The sequence below is a fragment of the Fortiea sp. LEGE XX443 genome, from assembly GCF_015206815.1.
Lineage (GTDB): Bacteria > Cyanobacteriota > Cyanobacteriia > Cyanobacteriales > Nostocaceae > Nostoc_B.
In genome coordinates this window covers 1-20,431 of sequence record NZ_JADEXZ010000027.1, presented here as the reverse complement: position 1 = coordinate 20,431, position 20,431 = coordinate 1, and the positions used below count along the sequence as shown (strand labels likewise).

The 20,431-nt window shown below is 39.0% G+C and carries 16 protein-coding genes and 1 riboswitch; of the genes, 11 read left to right on the top strand and 5 right to left on the bottom strand.

Annotated features, from left to right (window positions below; all coding sequences use genetic code 11):
- The first annotated feature begins 228 nt into the window (after nucleotides 1–228).
- Nucleotides 229–2,859, top strand: coding sequence for a DNA polymerase III subunit alpha (locus IQ259_RS12445; RefSeq protein ID WP_193885101.1), 2,631 nt, complete (start codon nucleotides 229–231; stop codon nucleotides 2,857–2,859).
- 60 nt (nucleotides 2,860–2,919) lie between these two features.
- On the opposite strand, the gene IQ259_RS12440 is transcribed toward IQ259_RS12445, so the two are convergent.
- The 3 genes from IQ259_RS12440 to IQ259_RS12430 form a co-directional block, all read right to left on the bottom strand.
- A complete protein-coding gene (locus IQ259_RS12440; RefSeq protein WP_193885093.1) occupies nucleotides 2,920–3,996 on the bottom strand; it encodes a fatty acid desaturase in 1,077 nt (358 codons plus the stop codon).
- Nucleotides 3,997–4,210: 214 nt separating this feature from the next.
- On the bottom strand, nucleotides 4,211–5,263 hold the full coding sequence (locus tag IQ259_RS12435; protein WP_193885091.1) for a fatty acid desaturase: 1,053 nt from the start codon (nucleotides 5,261–5,263) through the stop codon (nucleotides 4,211–4,213).
- Between the two features lie 241 nt (nucleotides 5,264–5,504).
- A complete protein-coding gene (locus tag IQ259_RS12430) occupies nucleotides 5,505–6,323 on the bottom strand; it encodes an acyl-CoA desaturase (RefSeq protein WP_193885089.1) in 819 nt (272 codons plus the stop codon).
- An 85-nt stretch (nucleotides 6,324–6,408) separates the two neighbouring features.
- On the opposite strand from IQ259_RS12430, the gene IQ259_RS12425 reads away from it, so the two are divergent.
- The 9 genes from IQ259_RS12425 (at nucleotide 6,409) to IQ259_RS12385 (ending at nucleotide 15,257) form a co-directional block, all read left to right on the top strand.
- Entirely contained in the window at nucleotides 6,409–7,638 is a 1,230-nt protein-coding gene (locus tag IQ259_RS12425) for a methionine gamma-lyase family protein (protein WP_193885087.1), read from the top strand.
- Between the two features lie 978 nt (nucleotides 7,639–8,616).
- The gene (locus IQ259_RS12420; RefSeq protein WP_193885085.1) at nucleotides 8,617–8,931 is read left to right on the top strand and encodes a PqqD family peptide modification chaperone; all 315 of its coding nucleotides are present in this window, start codon (nucleotides 8,617–8,619) and stop codon (nucleotides 8,929–8,931) included.
- Nucleotides 8,915–9,358, top strand: coding sequence for a lasso peptide biosynthesis B2 protein (locus tag IQ259_RS12415; RefSeq protein ID WP_193885083.1), 444 nt, complete (start codon nucleotides 8,915–8,917; stop codon nucleotides 9,356–9,358). Before IQ259_RS12420 ends, IQ259_RS12415 begins: the two co-directional genes overlap by 17 nt.
- An 84-nt stretch (nucleotides 9,359–9,442) precedes the next feature.
- Nucleotides 9,443–11,329: a lasso peptide isopeptide bond-forming cyclase gene (locus tag IQ259_RS12410; RefSeq protein ID WP_193885081.1), complete on the top strand. Its 1,887-nt coding sequence runs from the start codon at nucleotides 9,443–9,445 to the stop codon at nucleotides 11,327–11,329.
- Between the two features lie 134 nt (nucleotides 11,330–11,463).
- Nucleotides 11,464–11,646 carry a hypothetical protein gene (locus IQ259_RS12405; RefSeq protein ID WP_193885079.1) on the top strand — a complete coding sequence of 61 codons (183 nt, stop codon included), beginning with the start codon at nucleotides 11,464–11,466 and terminating at the stop codon, nucleotides 11,644–11,646.
- A gap of 377 nt (nucleotides 11,647–12,023) precedes the next feature.
- Nucleotides 12,024–12,920: a hypothetical protein gene (locus tag IQ259_RS12400; protein WP_193885077.1), complete on the top strand. Its 897-nt coding sequence runs from the start codon at nucleotides 12,024–12,026 to the stop codon at nucleotides 12,918–12,920.
- Between the two features lie 143 nt (nucleotides 12,921–13,063).
- Nucleotides 13,064–13,960 carry a class I SAM-dependent methyltransferase gene (locus IQ259_RS12395; protein WP_193885075.1) on the top strand — a complete coding sequence of 299 codons (897 nt, stop codon included), beginning with the start codon at nucleotides 13,064–13,066 and terminating at the stop codon, nucleotides 13,958–13,960.
- A 38-nt stretch (nucleotides 13,961–13,998) separates the two neighbouring features.
- Entirely contained in the window at nucleotides 13,999–14,163 is a 165-nt protein-coding gene (locus IQ259_RS12390; RefSeq protein ID WP_193885073.1) for a hypothetical protein, read from the top strand.
- A gap of 125 nt (nucleotides 14,164–14,288) precedes the next feature.
- Nucleotides 14,289–15,257, top strand: a complete 969-nt coding sequence (locus tag IQ259_RS12385) for a hypothetical protein (protein WP_193885072.1) — start codon at nucleotides 14,289–14,291, stop codon at nucleotides 15,255–15,257.
- 167 nt (nucleotides 15,258–15,424) lie between these two features.
- Here the strand turns inward: IQ259_RS12385 and IQ259_RS12380 are convergent, their stop codons facing one another.
- On the bottom strand, nucleotides 15,425–15,601 hold the full coding sequence (locus tag IQ259_RS12380; protein WP_193885070.1) for a hypothetical protein: 177 nt from the start codon (nucleotides 15,599–15,601) through the stop codon (nucleotides 15,425–15,427).
- 22 nt (nucleotides 15,602–15,623) lie between these two features.
- Nucleotides 15,624–17,246 carry a sodium:proton antiporter gene (locus IQ259_RS12375; protein ID WP_193885068.1) on the bottom strand — a complete coding sequence of 541 codons (1,623 nt, stop codon included), beginning with the start codon at nucleotides 17,244–17,246 and terminating at the stop codon, nucleotides 15,624–15,626.
- A gap of 84 nt (nucleotides 17,247–17,330) precedes the next feature.
- Nucleotides 17,331–17,420: riboswitch (Fluoride riboswitch) on the bottom strand.
- Nucleotides 17,421–17,780: 360 nt separating this feature from the next.
- Here IQ259_RS12375 and IQ259_RS12370 point away from each other — a divergent pair.
- On the top strand, nucleotides 17,781–20,009 hold the full coding sequence (locus IQ259_RS12370; RefSeq protein ID WP_228014504.1) for a peptidoglycan-binding protein: 2,229 nt from the start codon (nucleotides 17,781–17,783) through the stop codon (nucleotides 20,007–20,009).
- The last annotated feature ends 422 nt before the right edge of the window (nucleotides 20,010–20,431 follow it).

The window sequence follows — 20,431 nt, the reverse complement described above, 5'->3', positions numbered from 1 at the left end:
TGCTACATAAGCTTTTTACTCAAAAACTTATGATTTTTAGTTTGTGTTAGGAAATAAACGCTCAAATTGGCTTTCTGTATGAGGTTTAAAAATTGCGTTCGATGTAATTGAACTAATGTAACTATTAAAACAACCGTTGCGGAAGTGAAATTTACATAAACAAGCTAATCTAAGATTCCGTTGCTTCTGCTCGTCAGGGTTATACAATCAGCTTGGGGTTTGAGTCGTATGTCTTTCGTACCTTTACATATTCACAGTGACTACAGTCTGTTGGATGGGGCGAGTCAGCTACCAGATTTGATTGATAGCGCGATCGCACTTGGGATAAAAGCGATCGCAGTTACCGATCATGGTGTCATGTATGGTGCTGTGGAACTACTGAAAATTTGTCGCAGCAAAAATGTTAAGCCAATTATTGGCAATGAAATGTATATCATTAACGGCGATATTGCAAAACAAGAACGTCGTCCCAAATATCATCAAGTTGTTCTAGCTAAAAATAATCAAGGATATAAACATTTAGTTAAATTAACTACTATTTCTCACCTCCAAGGTGTACAAGGTAAAGGTATTTTTTCTCGTCCTTGCATCAATAAAGAATTACTCAAAGAATATCATGAAGGTTTGATTGTCACTAGCGCATGTTTAGGCGGCGAAATTCCCCAAGCAATTCTGAGTAATAGACCAGATGCCGCTAGAAAAGTAGCCCAGTGGTATAAAGATGTATTTGGTGATGATTTTTATTTAGAAATTCAAGACCACGGCTCTCAAGAAGACCGAATTGTTAACGTCGAAATTGTCAAAATTGCGCGCGAGTTAGGTATAAAATTTATTGCTACTAACGACTCTCATTTTGTTTCCTGTTTTGACGTTGAAGCCCATGACGCTTTGCTTTGTATCCAAACAGGTAAGCTAATTGTTGAAGAAAACAGAATGCGTTATAGCGGTACAGAATATCTCAAATCTGCTGACGAAATGAGACTGCTATTTCGTGATCATTTACCCGAAGATGTAATTACTGAAGCTATAGCTACCACAGAAGAAGTTGCTGATAAAGTTGAGCCTTACCAAATTATGGGTGAGCCTCAGATTCCTAATTTCCCGATTCCTTCCGGTCACACTGCTGATACTTACGTCGAAGAAGTTGCTTGGAACGGACTTTTAGAAAAATTAAACAGAAAATCTCGTAGTGAAGTTGATTTAGTCTATAAAGAGCGATTGGAATATGAACTAAAAATGCTCCAGCAAATGGGTTTTTCTACCTACTTTTTAGTTGTGTGGGACTACATCAAATTTGCTAGGGATAATAATATTCCTGTGGGGCCAGGTCGAGGTTCAGCGGCTGGTTCTTTGGTAGCCTACACAATGGGAATTACCAACATTGACCCCGTACATCATGGATTACTATTTGAGCGATTCTTGAATCCAGAACGTAAATCCATGCCTGATATTGATACGGATTTTTGTATTGAACAACGTGATAAAGTTATTGATTACGTAACAGAAAAATACGGCACAGATAGAGTTGCCCAAATTATTACATTTAACCGTTTAACTTCTAAAGCTGTATTAAAAGATGTCGCCAGAGTATTAAATATTCCCTATGGGGAATCAGACAAAATGGCGAAATTAATTCCGGTGGTGCGGGGTAAACCAACAAAACTCAAGGTAATGATTTCTGATGAAACTCCTGAACCAGAGTTTAAAGAAAAATATGATAATGACCCGAAAGTTCGCCATTGGATTGATATGGCAATGCGGATTGAAGGAACTAACAAAACTTTCGGTGTCCATGCAGCCGGAGTGGTAATTTCTGCTGACCCTCTTGATGAAATTGTTCCCCTACAAAGAAATAATGACGGTTCAGTTATTACCCAATATTTCATGGAAGATTTGGAATCGATGGGTTTATTAAAAATGGACTTCTTAGGTTTAAGAAACCTGACGATGATTCAAAAAACCATTGATTTGATTGAGCAAAGCAATGGTTATAAAATTGACCCTTACGAGATAACTAATCAAGAAAGAAAGGCGCAAAAGATTTTAGCTAAGGGAGAACATAAAACTCTACCCAAAGATGTGCAGAAAACTTATGAACTTTTAGAATCTGGAGAATTAGAAGGCATATTCCAATTAGAATCATCGGGGATGAAGCAGATAGTCCGAGATTTGAAGCCCTCTAACATCGAAGATATATCTTCTATTTTGGCACTTTATCGACCAGGCCCTTTAGATGCGGGTTTGATTCCTAAATTTATTAACCGCAAACATGGACGAGAAAATATTGACTATGAAAGTCAGATTTTAGAACCAATATTAAATGAAACCTACGGCATCATGGTCTATCAAGAGCAAATCATGAAAATTGCTCAAGATATGGCTGGTTATTCTTTAGGACAAGCTGACTTGCTGCGCCGAGCGATGGGGAAAAAGAAAGTCTCGGAAATGCAGAAGCAGCAGGAAAAATTTATTGATGGTTCAACAAAAAACGGTGTGAAAAAGCAAGTAGCCGAAAAGCTATTTGAAGACATGTTGAAGTTCGCCGAATATTGCCTCAGCTATGACACACAAGTTTTGACGGTAGAATATGGCTTGATACCCATTGGCGAAATTGTCGAAAAACAACTTGAATGCAGCGTATTCAGCGTTGATAGTCATGGTCATGTGTATACACAGGCGATCGCTCAGTGGCATAATCGAGGACAACAGGAAGTATTTGAGTATTGCTTAGAGGACGGTTCCGTAATTCGGGCGACAAAAGACCATAAATTTATGACTAGCAATGGTCAAATGTTACCAATTGATGAAATTTTTGAACGCGAATTAGATTTGTTGCAAGTTCAAAGCTTACCAAAATAAAAAATTAGGGACATAGTATTAGTATGTCCCTACAAAGATATTTATAAATTTCAACTGGAATTAGTCTTTAGCTAACTCATTGTTAGATGTGTAATAAACCTTCCCGCCAACATCTGGTACAAAATGACAGCTAACGCAAGAACGCCACAAAGACTGCCAAATTGGCTTCTCAGACTTGTGATAATACTCACCCATCACAGGTTTAATCGCCTCAGTCGCCTTCAACAAATTGTAGTGAGGAATATTCAAAAAGATGTGGTGTGCAACGTGAGTACCAATATCGTGATGAATGTGATTTATCAACCCATAATTGCGGTCAATACTAGAAATCGCACCTTTAAGGAAAGTCCAATCTTCACCACGATACCAAGGAAGTTCGGGTTCTGTGTGATGTAGAAATGTCACTAAATCTAACCACATCACGAACACAATGTAAGGTGCAGCGTAGTATTTCAGCAACCACATCCAACCCCATTGATAAGTGAGGAAACCCAACAATCCTACCATACCAATCCAGAGTATGGTACTAGTAATAATATCCCATTTCTCTGATGGCTTAAAAAGTGGGCTATTCGGTGAAAAGTGAGAGCCTTCTTTATTTGGGGAACGCTTAAATAAATACACTGGATAAGCCAATAAAAATACATAATATCGACCTATCTTTTGTGCCAGAGGCATCTCTTTATACTGCGATTCTGTGACAGGATACCAGCTTTCATCATTATCGATATTGCCAGTATTTTTGTGGTGAGTTCTGTGACTAATTCTCCAACCGTGATAAGGCACTAATATTGGTGTATGCGACAGATATCCAATCAAATCATTCAGCCATTTATGCTTAGAAAAAGATTGATGTCCGCAGTCATGTCCAACTACAAACAAAGCCCAAAACATTGTTCCTTGCATTAACCAAAAAACAGGCCAAAAAAACCAAGAATCCAGGTGATGAGCGACTGCATAAAGCAGACTGATAATCAAGATGTCACGAAAAAAATAAAACAGTGATTTACTAATATTTGGTTGAAAACATTCAGCCGGAATAGCAGATTTTAAATCCTGAAGATTAAATGGCAATTGAGTTATTTCTTCAGATGATTCAAAGACACGAGAATTGTCGAAAGATGCGGTAGTTTGCACTGGATTCTGTTGTGGATATAAATCGGACTTTGTTGGAGGGAATTTTAATTCACCTCTTTGATGCCTGTGATATTAGCACAGAAAATAAAATAAATTCTGGCAATTAATTGAGCAATAATTCAGCAAGAAAATAATTGCCAGAATCTGTTTAATTCGCAGAAAAATAATTACTCTCTTGAGTTTTAAAGCTTAGACTTGCTATGAGCGAGGCTACTTATTTATCTGCGTAGTATTTGTTAAAAGTCTGATAACCAACATCAGTTACATAAAGTTGACATTGGTCTGTAATTTGCTTCATTAAAGACCAAGAAAACTGCAATTCATCATGTAGATAAGGCTGCCAATTTTCTTTGATGCTTTTGTAAGCCAGTCGCAAATTATAGGAAGGAATGGCGGTGGAAAGGTGATGAGGTACGTGGACGTTAATATCGTGGCAAAAGACTTCTATCCAGCGAGGATAATCACAATGAATAGTGCCGAATAGCTGTGCCATTGCTTCGTTCCACTTATGTTCTTTCTCAAAGGGAACATCTGGGTAAGTGTGGTGAACAATTGTGAAGGTACTCATCCAGAAATGATAGACCAACCAAGGCATCAGCCAAAATTTCACGAATCCCCAAATACCAGTTGTAGCAATGAGAATAGGAAAAACAACTGCGGCAAAAACTACGACTACAGCAACAGAAAGTTTAATACTGCCTTGGTCTTTAGCTTTAAATTTGCGCCAGTCGAAATGCACAACAGCCCAATGTCCAACAGAACCTACCCACCAGAAGCGTTTCCGCATAAATAACTCAAAAGCAGATTGGCGAGTTTTATCCCAACCGGCGAAAACTTCTGGTCTGATGGGATGCCAAGCATTATCCTCATCTAACTTGTTAGTATGTTTATGATGATGGTTATGCTTAATTCGCCAGCTATGAAAGGGATATATCAACGGCATCATAAATATATGTCCCACCAAATCATTTACCCAACGACGTTTGGCAAATGAACGATGGCCACAATCATGACCAATAACAAAAAAACCTGTTAAAGCTGTCCCTGTAAAAATCCAGGTAATAGGTAAGAGAAACCAGGGCGAAATAGTCAAGCTATAGCAGCCTAACCCCACCATCAAAACACTGATGAAAACTTGTGTCCAAGCTTTGCGACGATTCTGCTGAAAACATTCCCGTGGCAGAGTTTTGATAATATCTTTTAGCTTCAATTGGGAAGTACTAAGGTCTGTACCTATTTCTTGCGTCTTGATTATTGATGTAGTCATGAAAACCTGAAAAACAAAACAAAACCCTCTACCAAGTCACTAAAAAAGTAACTTGCCGCAAAGTTTCTTTACATTAATCTTAGTCGTTCTGGATTATAGCAACCTAAGCTACCCAATCGCACCAGTAAGTAGCTTTAAAAAACTATTTTAGAACTGACTAGTGGATATTTAGTTACTAAAAAATTCCTCAATCGTTAGTCATTGGCCTTGAATCAATGACTAACGACAAATAATAAATGAGTTACTGCCTTTTGTCTGCCAGTTTCACATTAGTAGCTAAACCAAGTATTTGTAGCAATTGAACAGTCATCCAAGTCAAATCAATTTCCCACCATTCCAGTCCATGACGGGCGGAATACTGAAAAGCGTGGTGGTTGTTGTGCCAGCCTTCGCCAAAAACCAATACAGCTACCCACCAGCAGTTAGTTGATCTATCACCAGATTCATAGCTGCGATAGCCAAATTTATGGGTAGCACTATTCACCAACCAGGTGCAGTGATAAACCCAGACAATGCGAGCGAAAATTCCCCAAACAACAAAAGACCAGCCACCCAGAAATAACAACAACAAACCCAAAGCAACCTGGATCAAAATAAAATATTTTTGAAAAAACTGATAAACTGGGTCTTCGGCAATATCTTTGGTAAAGCGAGGAATTTCAGCGTGAGCAGGAGAGTGGTAAATCAGCCAACCCATATGGCTCCACCAGAAGCCTTTATTAGAATCATGGGGATCGGGATCAGTATCAGAATGTAAATGATGAATGCGGTGTGTCCCTATCCACTCGATTGGCCCTCCTTGACAAGCAAGGGTGCCAAAAAGTACCAAAAGATATTCTAACCACTTGGGAGTTTGGAAGCTGCGATGGGTTACAAGGCGGTGGAAGCCTAAGGTAATACCTAAACCACCAGTTACCCAGTAAAGAAATAACGCCACACCTACTGCTGTCCAGCTAAAGTTACCTGGAACAAAAGCAAACAGCGCGCCGATGTGTAGCGCTAGGAAAAATAGGGTATTTACCCAATTAATTTGAGGTTTAGTTGAAGTAGCAATTGTCATGCAGTAACCTGAATTGATATTTTTCAGCCTAATCTGCGAGATCCGAAAATCCGCATACCTATAATTTTTTATTAACGAGGAAGTAATGAACAGCTTGAAACAGCTGCGGCAAGCAGAACAGGCACTGATAGAGATTTTTTCTGGAATTGACGCTCAGGTCAAGCATAATTTGAAAAAAGTGCTGGATGCCTTTCGTAATCAGCGCGTAGGGGCGCACCACTTTGCTGGTGTAAGTGGCTATGGTCATGATGATTTAGGACGAGAAACTTTAGACAAAGTTTTTGCTGAAGTGATGGGCGCGGAAGCAGCGGCGGTGCGAGTGCAGTTTGTTTCGGGAACTCACGCGATCGCTTGCGCCCTCTTTGGTATACTCCGTCCTGGTGATGAAATGTTAGCAGTTGTCGGCTCTCCCTACGATACGCTCGAAGAAGTTATTGGTTTGCGGGGTCAAGGCCAAGGCTCCCTTATAGAGTTTGGCATAAAATATCGCCAGTTGGAGTTAACTGCCGAAGGAACTATTGATTGGCAAGGGTTAAATCATAGCGTTACCGAAAACACGCGTTTAGTGTTAATTCAACGTTCCTGTGGCTATTCTTGGCGACCTAGCCTATCAATTGCTGATATCGAAAAGATTGTACATCTTGTCAAACAGCAAAATCCTCACACTGTTTGCTTCGTGGATAACTGCTACGGCGAATTTATTGAAACTCAAGAACCCACCCATGTCGGCGCGGATTTAATGGCAGGTTCCTTAATTAAAAATCCTGGTGGTACTATCGTCACTGCTGGCGGTTATGTAGCTGGCCGTGCTGATTTAGTAGAGGCTGCTGCTTGTCGCTTGACTGCTCCTGGTATTGGTAGTTATGGTGGTGCAACCTTTGACCAAAATCGCTTGTTATTCCAGGGCTTATTTTTATCGCCGCAAATGGTGGGTGAGGCGATGAAGGGAACTTTTCTGACTGGTTATGTGTTTGACAAGCTTGGTTATCCAGTGAATCCTGCGCCCCTAGCTCCTCGTGGTGATGTGATTCAAGCGATTAAATTGGGGTCTGCGAAAAAGTTAATTGCTTTCTGTAAAGCCATACAACAGAATTCTCCTGTTGGTTCTTACCTTGACCCTGTTCCTGATGATATGCCGGGGTATGAAAGCCAGGTGGTGATGGCTGGAGGGACATTTATTGAGGGGAGTACTTTGGAATTTTCGGCGGATGGGCCTTTGCGATCGCCATACATAGTTTATTGCCAAGGAGGGACGCATTGGACACATGTGGCGATCGCATTGGAGGCAGCCATTGAGGCTGTAGGTAGTGCTTGAAGTAGCATCAACAAAATTTGACACCGCCACATCATGCCTCTCAATATTGACAAATAGTACAGTATGTGAGTTTTTTAAGAAGGTAACGCGATGTGTGACTTATTCTTAACGTGAGTTCGACGGATTTAAAACGTTATAGTCTTTGCGAATCAAAGGTTTTGAAAGTCAAGGTTCAAACTTAGCTCAATCATTTGTTGAGAACAGTGTCAATAATTGACAGATTCAAGGGTTACTGATTTTATTGTCAATAAACCTAGAGATTTTTAGAAACTCTTAGTTCTCACAAACAATACTGGTTAAGGGTTTCCGGCTTTATAGCTCATCGAACTCACGTTATTCTTAAAACCCCTCTCTGCCAGGAGAGAGGCTTTGAGTATTACTCCCCTTCCCTGCTAGGGAAGGGGTTGGGGGTTAGGTTTGAAAGAAAGTTGCACACCACGTAAGGTAAGACTAAAACAGCAGTTAAGCGGTGATGCTATTTCCTATATTTGATGCTTTTGTAAAAGCCAGCCCTGTCAGTGTAATGATGCGAGTCAATTGAGTAGACACAGAAGAGGGTTAGCAGTCATATTACTACATTTACACTTTGGTTACAAAGATTACTTTTTATTCATCTTAATATTTTCTCACGTGTAGTTCCGGATTGTTATGGTTAACACAACATTAATAATTGGTTAAAAAAATATTTTATACTTGAGTTACTGAAAAACACACACTTTATTTACTCCTTTAGATAGATAGCATAGGGAGTAAGTATATGAAATGTTATTAACATCATAGTAATAGCAAAACTAATTTATTCATAGTTATATTCAAGTTTCAAAATTGAAATTTTATCCTTCTTTGGACTGCATGGCAAAAGAGGAGAACCGTCTTACATACCTAAGCCATAATTCAACAAGCTAAAAGCTTTTAAAGGTAGGCAAGTAATGCAAAAGTTAGAACAAATTCAACCGAAAATTTCAATTAAATGAGAAGATGAACTCCAACAAACTAAATCAAAAAATATCAGATTCTTCAATAGTAGTAGCTGTTGTTGAACAAATTTCCTCAGATATCGGCGACGAAATAGTCATTCTTAATTTCAGGTCTGGAGTCTATCACAGTGTTAATGAAGTGGGAGGGCGGATATGGACTCTGATTAAGGAACCAAAAACTGTAAAAGATATTAAAGAAATTCTTTTACAAGAGTATAAAGTTGAAGCCGAAATCTGCGATCGCGATTTAACTGAATTACTGTTAAAGCTACAAGCCTCGCAGCTAATTGAAATTAGTCATGAAACAACTACATAAGTTACTGCATTTGACTAGTAGTATCCAATTTTTGCTTACAGCTTTTATTACCATGATTATGATTAGGTTAGGGCTGAAGCTATTACCTTGGAGAATTTTATATCAACTCGTGGGAAAAATTGTTCCCACATCCCTCAATATCCCAGAGCCTGGTGAAGTGCTTTGGCGTAGGGTAGTTTGGGCAGTAGATACTGTTAGCAGATATATGATTCCAAAACCTGTGTGTCTTGCTCGTGCTTTAGTGACATATATACTACTGGCAAGGCAGGGTTATCGAACGGAGCTTTGTATTGGCGTTGCTAAAAATTCACAAGGAGAATTTGCAGCTCATGCTTGGGTAGAAAGCCAGGAGCAAGTAATTATAGGCAAAATAAAGAATTTATCGGATTTTATCCGCCTTCCTTCTTTATACCAAAAAACAGTTTGAGTCTTATCTTTTTTCGCCACTGATGAGACTGCTTGAATGCCACATTGGTAAGGCTAGTCTAATTTTCTTAATAGGTATAAGCTTGTGAGCGCAATTTTTGGAGTTTACTATCTTGAGGGAAAGCCGATAGACTCTACCCATTTGGGACGGATGGCTGAAGTTTTAGCTCATCGTGGTCATGATAATGCAGATATATGGATAGAAGAGTCTGTGGGAATGGGACACAGAATGTTGTGGACAACGCCTGAATCTCTATTAGAGAAGTTGCCTTTGGTTAGTAGCACCGGAAATTTAGTCATTACAGCCGATGCCCGTATTGATAATCGAGATGAACTAATTTCTGCGCTGCAATTGAACGACCAAGCATCTGCAAAAATTACCGATAGCCAACTTATTTTATCTGCCTATGAAAAATGGGGGGAACAGTGTCCAGAAAAGCTATTAGGTGATTTTGCCTTTGTAATTTGGGATAAGTATCAGCAGATACTTTTCTGCGCTAGAGATATTATGGGTGTCAGACCCTTCTACTACTATCATTCAAGTCAAATTTTTGTCTTCGCCTCAGAAATTAAAGGCCTCCTGTGCTTACCAGAAGTACCTCGCAGACTTAATGAACTCAGAATAGGACAATACTTGGCGAGAATCTTTGAAGATAGGGAGACGACCTTTTATGAAGATATTCTACGATTACCAGCAGCCCACAGCTTAGTCATTGGTATTGAGACTAAGCAAATACGGCGTTATTGGTCTTTAGATCCATCTCTAGAAATACGATTAAGTTCTAATCAAGAGTATGCTGAGGCCTATCGAGAAATTTTTACTGAAGCAGTCCGTTGCCGTTTACGTAGTGCCTTTCCAGTCGGTTCAATGTTGAGTGGTGGACTGGACTCTTCCTCAATTACTTGTGTTGCTCGTAATATACTTTCACAACAAAAGCATCAAGAATTACATACTTTTTCTGCAATCTTTCCTAACTTAAAAACAGAATATTTACAGCTAATTGATGAACGATTCTATGTTGACTTAGTTGTAGCTCAAGATGGGATTGTGCCTCACTATATCGAGGCAGATAGTATTAGTCCTTTAACAGACTATGACCAAATTTTTTGGTATATGGATGAAGGTTTCTGCGCTCCTAATATCTATCTAAATTGGCTAATTTATCAAAAAGTGCGGGAGAAAAATGTTCGTATTATCTTAGATGGGATAGATGGTGATACCACTATTTCTCATGGTCAAGCCTACCTAACAGATTTAATACGTAGACTTCAATTTAAAACTTTTCTTAAGGAAGCCAGGGCTTACGCATTAAGATTTTACTTGCCTTGGATGCAAGTAATTTGGCAATGGGGATTACAACCTTTAATACCCGAATTTGTTTGGAAAATCAGCGGTAAGCCGATCTGGATGGATACAGCGATTAATCCTGCATTCGCCAAACGTCTGAACCTATCAGATTATTTCAAGGAACAACAGCAGAAGAATAGTCATACGTCTGTCACAGCGAGGGAACTTCATTGGCATAGTCTGAATTCTGGATTAATTCAATATGCACTGGAAATGGCTGATAAGTTATCCAGTGCTTGTTCAGTGTCTTTATCTTTTCCTTTTTGCGATCGCAGGTTAATGGAATTTTGTTTAGCTATACCCCCTGAACAAAAATTTTCTTCTGGATGGACTCGTTTAGTTGCTCGTCGTGCTATGGCAGGTATCCTCCCACCTGAACTGCAAACAAGAATTACTAAGGCCAATTTAGGAGCTAGTTTTAAACCTAAGTTTCTCGAATTTGAGCATAGAATTTTAGATGAAATAATTATCAAAAACCCAAAAAATATTGAGGATTATGTTGATATTTCAGCATTGCGTATGGCCTATTCTCGCTATTTATCAGATCCGATGCAAGAACAAGATGCTATGACAGTTTATACTGTTGTGAATTTAGCTGCTTGGCTGCAAAAAATTCAGTCTTGATGCTTATTATTTATGTATAAAAATTTAGGAAAACTGTTGCATATATGTTGAAAATCCTGAATCTTTATGCAATATTATAAATGTAGGTTAGCCTACTAAAGAATTAGCAAAAATTACTCTAAGGAGCAATTATAATGGAAACAAGAAAAGAATGGACAAAACCAGAATTAAATCTGTACGGTTCAATAGAAAATATTACCGAACAGACATTTTCTAAAAGCGCTGGAACAGGTGATTCCATCAATTTAGTTATTAATGGCGATACGATAAATATTCCTATCCCTGGAGAGCGTGGAACGCTTGGTGTAATAAGTTAAGCATTTAAATCTAATGTGTGTGTGAATTAATGACTTTGGCTAGATATTTTGTGTGTGTAAATTAATGACTTTGGCTAGATATCTTGTGTGTGTGATTTTATAAATCTTATTTCAGCAATATGAAGCTAAGAGTTTGAAACATTTATAGCGCCTCATATTGCTGGAATAGCATACTCAAAAATAGCTAAGGGTTGAAGCTATGTAGAATCAGTTTTTATTCAAAAAACTGAAACATTTTATAGATTCAACCCTATTTTTTCTACATAGAAAAGTTACTTTAAAAAACTAGGAAAATTTCAAAAAATATATTACGAAAAAAAATTTTAAGCTTTTTCAGTTAATTAAATTCATCTAAAGTAATTTACACAATATATGATATGAAGTTTTCATACTTTGCATATGGTTTGGGGATACATTCAGACATAGAGTTACCTGAGTTTGTTCCTGCACTAACACCAGGAGATATCACAATCCGCTATGATAGAAACTTTTCTATACCTGCGGAATTGATTGGCAACCATAAACTTGTCATGAAAATAACACCAGAGGAAGCATTTTTCTTCAATCGGGAATTTGCTCTTTTTGTAGTTCGTAATGGTTGCGAAATCAGTGTTACCCCTTTCAAGGATGATGAAAGATTGATTAGTCTTTACATCATTGGCAATATCATGTCACTTTTGCTCTATCAACGGGGCTTGTTTGTGTTGCATGGTAGTGCGGTAGAAGTTAATGGTAGTGCCATTGCCTTTGTAGGTAAATCAGGCTGGGGTAAGTCAACAATTGCCGCAGCTCTCCATGCTAATGGGCATCAAATTATTACAGATGATGTAGTAGCGATCAGCACAGAAACTGGAGCATTTAAAGTATTTCCGGCATATCCACAACTAAAACTCTTTCCGGAAGTTGCAGAAGTTTTAGGTCATGATCAGTCTGATTTGTTATTGCTACACTCTGAGTTGAACAAGGGTGGTTTCCGGGTGACAAAGAAATTTTCTCAAACTGCCGTGCCACTAAAGCAGATATACATGCTGGCGAAAGGCTCAACTCTGGGGATAGAGAAACTTCGATCGCAGGAAAGTTTAATTGAATTGATGCGTAATTCACTTCCTACTCGATGGTATCAGACTCACAATAAATCTCAATTCTTACAATGTACCAGTGTTGCTAAAAATATTCCTATCTATCGCCTCACAAGGTCTAGTGATTTGCGATCGCTCTCTACTCTAGCCGAGATGGTAGAAACACACACCGTTGATGTTTTTAGTCATTTCTAACTTGAGTAAAAAATAGCCAAGCAGTTAAACTCGCATCAACTATCTATCCTACAAATAAATACTTTGAGCATCACATACAAACATAATTTGTTGATCAAGAGATCATTTTAAAATGTATTTAAAAGAATTGGTACAGAAAAAATATGTTAAAACAATCACCTGTAAACCTGCATCAATATTTAATTTCAGAAGATCGCATTGATGCGGAAGATGAGGGTATTCTTATTGGCAAAATACCTGTTTTAACCTCAGCTATCCGTGCAAATAGTTATTACTTTGGACATCCGGAATGGGCAAATAATTATTTTACCAACTGCCATCGAGATGAAAAATTTGTGAACCTTTGGCAAGCAGCTGTCGGTAATTGGCACGGCAAAATCGTTGTAGATGTGGGTTGTGGCCCTGGCAATTTGTATGCAGCACTCAAAGATGTCTGTGGTGAACCTCGGTTACTCATAGGTGTAGACGTGTCTTTTGGTGCATTAAAAATGGCTCAAAAAATTGGCTACACCCCTATTCTCTCAGATGGTCAACATCTGCCATTAATCTCTGGTTGTGCAGACATTGTGATCGCTAACGCATACCTACATCACTGCGATAATATGGCTCAAGCATTAACAGAAGCTGCGCGCTTGGTTCGCCCTGGTGGACTTTTGATTACCGATCATGATCCTCAGCGTAGTGCAATGCAGTTACGAGGTTTGGGTTTTCTTCTATGGCAAGCACGTCTACCAGTTTATTGTTTAATGAAACGAGGTGGACACTCTACTGCTGAAGAACAGTTTTGGAGTTTAGCCACGGAGGTTCATCACAAACCAGGAGACGGCGTTACACCTGAACTCTACCATCAAACACTTGAACCACTTGGTTTTCAAGTTAAGCTTTATCCCCACAATCATACAGTCGGAGAAGAAGTCTTACAGGGGAATTATGGTCGAGCGTTTCACAAATTTCGCATAGCTCAACTATTATCTGGAATCAACTCTAATTCACCACAAGCAGCCTTATCGCTTATGTGTGTAGCCACACGCCATACCTAAAAAAGCTATATCTACCTTTACTGATCTCTGGTTTTGATATGCAACTGTTCGATTGGATTTGCTCAAACTTTCGCTGGTATCGTCGTTTGCGGCGTGGGCAGTGGTGGCAAGTAGAAATTCCTTTATTTGATGGTTCTCAAATTACTTGGGTACATAACAGACCTGAATGTGAGTGTTACATATTACAAACAGAGAAATACTAAAACAATGATATTTACAAATCATTGACATACCTTATACTCCTACACTCAATCCTGGCGCAATGGCAAGAGTTTTACTTTCTTCGTGATATTCTAAGTAGAACCGATAACCCGTTATATAGGACGACGTGGCAGTATATGATAAAGTTGATTTGAAAAATATGAGCAAAAATAAGCAAAAAATTCTTGATTTTTATATTAGAGATTCATGCTCGGAAATTAGGAGAAGAGTTTCTAAATATTATCGTCAAACCAAGACTAATCCTCTTTGGCTTTTAATGTTTATTATTGGTAGATTTAACATTATCCGTAATTTTGTTATTTCGTTTTATAAACAGCCTATAAGCTATAAAAATTATCAAGGTTTATCTATGTTTGAAGACCTTGAAGTTGATGAAATTGTCACTTCTTTAAAACAAGATGGTATTTATCAGGGAATTTATCTACCTGACAGTATACTTCAAGAAATTCTTAATTTTGCCCAGAATCATAGATGTTATGGAGACGGTAATTACAATTGTGAGTTCTTATATTCTGATAAAGCCAAAGCAGAACAGAACTACAACAAATCCTTTATCCGAGCCGATTATTCCAACACTACTTTGCTTTGTCCAGCAATAAAAAAAATAGCAAGTGATCCAAAAATTTTAGAAATAGCTCATAAATATTTAGAAAAAAATCCTGTTTTTACAGGTAGTCAAATACACTGGATTTTTGTAAACAAAACAACATATAACTTAAATAAAGCAGCGATGAACTTTCATTATGATTTAAATGACTATCGCAATTTGATATTTTTCTTTTATTTAACTGATGTCAATTTATCGAGCAGTCCCCATGTGTACATTCGTGGTAGTCACAAACACAAGAAACTGCGTTATGTTTTATCCTTATTCAGACGACAGTCTGATGCAGAACTTATGACTTATTATGGATCAGATCGGTGGTTAACTATTTGCGGAAAAGCAGGTTTTGGCTTCGTAGAAGATGTATTCGCTTTTCATAAAGCTACACCTCCAATTTCTCAAGATCGTTTGCTATTGCAAATAAAATTTGGAATACATGATTATGGTGAACACAATGATTGTATAGATTAAACCCAGGGCAAATTCATCTTATTTACTAATAAAAACTAAAAAAGATTTCAAAATGATTATAGATAGTCCTAAAATTTGCCCTACTTAATAAATAAAAAAATCAACAACTTTTTAGGACTTACGCAACGACTCTCTGAAACTCTCATTCCTCCGTGTCGCGTCAGTTGCTACAACGCGGGGAAACCGTGCAACGCACTGGCTCCTCTGCGCTTCTGTGGTAGCCTGCGGCAAGCCGCTTGCGCGTCTACGATAAATTGATGATTTTTGCCTAAGTCCTGCTTTTTCAGGACATGAATTAGCTTATATCTAGGTAAATCTCTATCTACTAATACTAAAAAACTCATTAATTGGGTACTTTGGCATAGTTTAACGGAAGTCCCCAACTAAAATAACAGGAATTGAGCTAGATTCTAGTACTGCTTGGGAGACAGAACCCAGCAGCACCTCATTCCAAGGCTGATGTCCTCGTTTGCCCATGACAATATCAGCAACTCGATAGTCTTGGGCAACGCGAACAATTTCTTCTGGTACTGAACCTGTGACAGTAATAAACTTATAGCGGATGTCTGCAAGAAATTTTCGAGATTGTGCTTGCAGATATTCTACTGCTGGGGGATCGGTTGTGCGGATGACGTGCAATACAATTACCTCGCCATCAGTCCGACGGGCAAGATCGGCGGCTTTAGTTAACACCTGACTAGCCAAAGGAGAGGTATCAACGGCAGCTAACAGCACAATCCGACGAGCGATCGCCACCTTCGTGGGATCAACCTCGCCTCTTTCTAGTAATTTGGGCGCAAAGGTAGGAATTGCCCAAGCTCCCAAAGGTGCCGTGACTAGAATAGATAAAGCTGCGATCGCTAAAATTGTCTCTCCCCCTTGAATTCCCTGTGCTAGAGGAATCGCCCCGATAGCAGCTTGCACGGTGGCTTTAGCCGAGTTCCCTGGCAGTAAAAATAGCCGTTCTCGCCATTTCCAGTTACTCCCTAATGTAGACAAATACCATCCGAGAACGCGGCCAATCAATGTCCCAATTGCCAAAATTACTAATCCTGGCAACAGAGTTTTTTCTAACACTTGTAGTTGAATACTTGCTCCTAACAACACAAACAAAATAATTTCTGCGACAACCCACAGGCTATCGAACCCAGAACGTAAACGTCGTGCTAAAGGAGCATCCAACTCAATCAAGAAAAATCCTGTCGCCATGACTGCCAGATAGCCAGAGAAGAAGGGAAATTTCTCTGCCAGTACTACCAGCAACAAAGCCAAACTTGCTGCAACTAAGGTATCCTGCACCGCATTTTGAGTCCAGTTCTGCTTTGCCAGCAACACAACCAAAAGTCGTGCTGTCAAAAAACCGAACACAACGCCTAGAACAATTTGGTAAATAATCTGAATAGGCAATAATTGAATAGCACTCAGGGTTATACCAAAAGGCAAGGTGACTGTGGAAGTTGAGCCTTGTGCCAAAAAGTTCAGTAACAAACTAAACACTAGTAGTAACAAAACATCTGACAAAGCGCTACCGGTGAGGATAGCGTCAGGAATTCCTTTTGTTACTCCCCAACCCAGGCTTTTCAGTCTTAGCATCCCCGGTACAATCACTGCCGGTGACTCCGCCCCAATCACACAGCCCAGCAATAGCCCTGTGGGAAAGTCGAACTTGAAAATCCAGATTGCAGCTAGGGAAATAACTAAAGCTTCACAGGCCGCAGGTAGAAACCCTAATCGTAGTGCTACCGTTCCTTGTTGTACCAGTTTTTCCCTGTCTAAACCTAAGCCAGCCTTCATCAAAATTACCATGACAGCCAGCGATCGCCAAGAAGCAGATGCTGCTAGAACATCGGGGCTGATGAGATTAGTAACTTGCGACCCCAGGATAATTCCCACTAAAATCATGCCTACCAGGGCAGGAATTTTCAGCCGTCGGGTAATCTGTCCCACGAAAAAGCCGAGCAGTAAAATTAACAAAAAACTTTCTAACATCACGCAACTTTAGATAATGAATGGGGAAGCGTGACTTGCTAACGGAAGTTTACTGCAAATAGCCCTACCCTTCCGTAGCAAGTCGGAAAAGTAGGAGCCATCAGCCTTTTGATCAAATGTTAAGTGTGCAAACTTGATTAGGCGGTTATGGCGAGCTCCATCGCCTGATTATTACTTTACAGTCAAACCTGTTCTGTTGGAAAGTTCTTTTCGCTGCTTAAATCTCAGGTACTATTTACTAACAAGCGTTGTAGTGTGTAAAAATTTATAGCGCTTTTTATAGCAGTTCTCAGTATAAAATGTTAATTTCCTAATATAGTAATTACCTTGCTCCTCGTTACCCTTAGTTTAGCAGCCTTGGGTTTAACACACGCAGTCACTCTAAAACGTTCATCTTTCATAAGTTTGCATTAGCATACTTAGAAAAAGTACTGATAAGTTTTATGCTCCTCTAAACACCTGGAAAGTTGACAAGTCCGCCCCGTCTAGGGATGTCGTATTTTTTACTTACCTAATATTGAGTATTCTCTATTTATGGATACACTTGCTTACCTGCATTTAGCGGAAACCTATGAAGCGTCTGTTAAATCAGAACCGGGAAATACTGCCGATGCTGATTTATGCTATCCAGACTTAGACTGGTTACAAGAACAACAAGGAGCTTTAACGCTATTCCTCTCTTTTGCTTTTGGTATCAGTTCTTTGGGTTGGTCTAATCCGGCTCAGGCTCTCAAAAAAGGCGAAAAAAATTCCCAAGTCGCGTCCCTACAACAAAAACTACAAACAGCTGGATACTTTAAACAATCTGTGACTGGATATTTTGGCCCTGTGACGGAAGCAGCTGTAATCAAATTTCAAAAAGCTCATGGATTAACAGCTGATGGGCTTGTTGGTTCTCAAACATTAGCCGCACTAGAATCTAGTTCGGGAACAGCTACTCCACCACCAGCAAAAACAAAGTCTTCTGTAACTACACCAAAAAAGTCGCCATCAGTTAATTCTAAGGTCATCATGCAAAGAGGTGATCTCAGCTATGAGGTGATGTCACTCCAGCGAAAACTGCAAGCAGCGGGATTTTTTGAGCAACCAATTACAGGAGATTTTAACGCAGCAACGGAAGCGGCTGTGATCAAATTTCAGAAAGCTCACAGACTTGTTGATAATGGGATTGTTGACACTAGAACGTTAGCAGCACTGGAGTCTGGTTCAGTCGTACAACCCACCTCACCGGCCAATTTTACTACACCTGTTGCAGTAGATTCTTCAAAATGGCGATCGCCTAAAACTTCACTGTTACGCAGAGGTGATACCAGTTTGCAAGTGAACTCTATCCAGCAACAACTGCAAGCATCTGGATATCTTGAGCAATCCATTACAGGGTCTTTTGATACAGCGACAGAAGTAGCTGTGATGAAATTCCAAAAAGCTCATGGACTAATTACTGATGGAATTGTTGGCCCAAAGACACTTGCAGCACTGAAATCTAAGGGTATCAAATCGTCTTCCCCAAAGTTTCAACCTGCTTTTCAAAACCCTGTAGTTTTAGAAAAATCTCAACAACTCAAAAATCCAGTCAAGGAACAAACGCTATCTAATTCTATCAAGTTGGCATCAGACCCTCCTCAACCCACGAGTGAAAATTCTTTAGTTACAAATCAGCCACCGCAATCGAGATATGATTTCACTCCACCTGCAAGTGAAAAGAATCAACTTTCTCAATTAGAAACTTCTGACCAAAAAGACGACATCCAGAAAACTTCTCCCAGTCATCCCAATAAGATGACACTCACAAAAATTATTTCTGGCAAGATTTCCCCAAAATCTATTGTGCATTCAGGAAATGGGCTATTTTTTGCTCAAAACATGATGTACAACCACACAATAACTGTTTACAATCGAGAGCATAAATTAGTCAAAGTTATTCCTGACAAGGTTGATTTATCAAAATACGGTTACTCCAAATTCAAAGGTAGTTATCAAGGCGCACCTGTGGAAGCCAGCTTTTCCCAAGATGGTAAATACGCCTGGATTTCTAACTATCAAATGTATGGCCTCGGATTTAACAACCCTGGTAGCGACAAATGTAATCCATCTCAAAAAACTGATAAAAGTTTTTTATATCGGATAAATACTGACACTCTAGAGATTGACCACGTTGTTCAAGTTGGGTCTGTGCCTAAATTTGTTGCTACATCTCATGATGAACGGCTAGTATTAGTTAGTAATTGGTGTTCTTGGGATTTGAGTGTTGTTGATGCTATTAAAAACCAAGAAATTAAAAGGATTAAACTTGGCCCTTATCCTCGTGGCATAGCAATAGATAATGCTTCAAATCAGGCTTATATTGCCGTAATGGGTTCTTATAATATTGCTAAAGTTGACCTGAAAAACTTTTCGGTAAAATGGCTAAAAAATATTGGCAATGCACCACGACATTTAAATATAGATCCGACAGGTAAGTATCTTTATGCTTCCTTGAACGGTGAAGGGAAAATAGCCAAAATTGATTTGCTAAAAGGTAAATTAATAGATAAAGTCTCCACAGGTAATGCACCACGAAGCATGGTTTTATCAGATGACGGACAACGGCTTTATATTGTTAACTACAGCGACAACACAATTAGTAAAATTCGTACTAGCGATCTGAAAGTAGTACAAAAGATTAATGTTGGTGCTAACCCGATTGGGATTACTTACGACCCACAAACTAGACAAGTTTGGGTTGCCTGTTACTCCGGTAATATCATGGTATTTCAGGATTAAGAAATAGCCTGAAGATGATAAAAATTTACTTGTCTCTCCCTTCTGAACGCTAGTAATGCTATGGAAGAGAGAGACTTAATTTTTATCTTGCAATCTACGATTACAACACAACAGCCCTAACTTTTCATGCAATAACTATTAAATGGTTTTGTAAAAAAATGTAACAATTTTTCTATAGAAAAAACCAATGGTTGAATGTAAAAGACATACATAGTTAGGGACTTCCAGAGAATAAAGTATACAACTTATGAAAATGATAATCATTCTGGTGGGGGGAAGGGAAAGGTTGCTAACGGCAACCTTTCCCTTCCCTTTTTGTAGTAAATTCAATGATGATTCGATTTTGGATGTGCATAGGTGTCAATGGAATTAACAGATTCACTAAAGCATTTGTTGAAGGAAACTGCACAGCAATTAAAAGG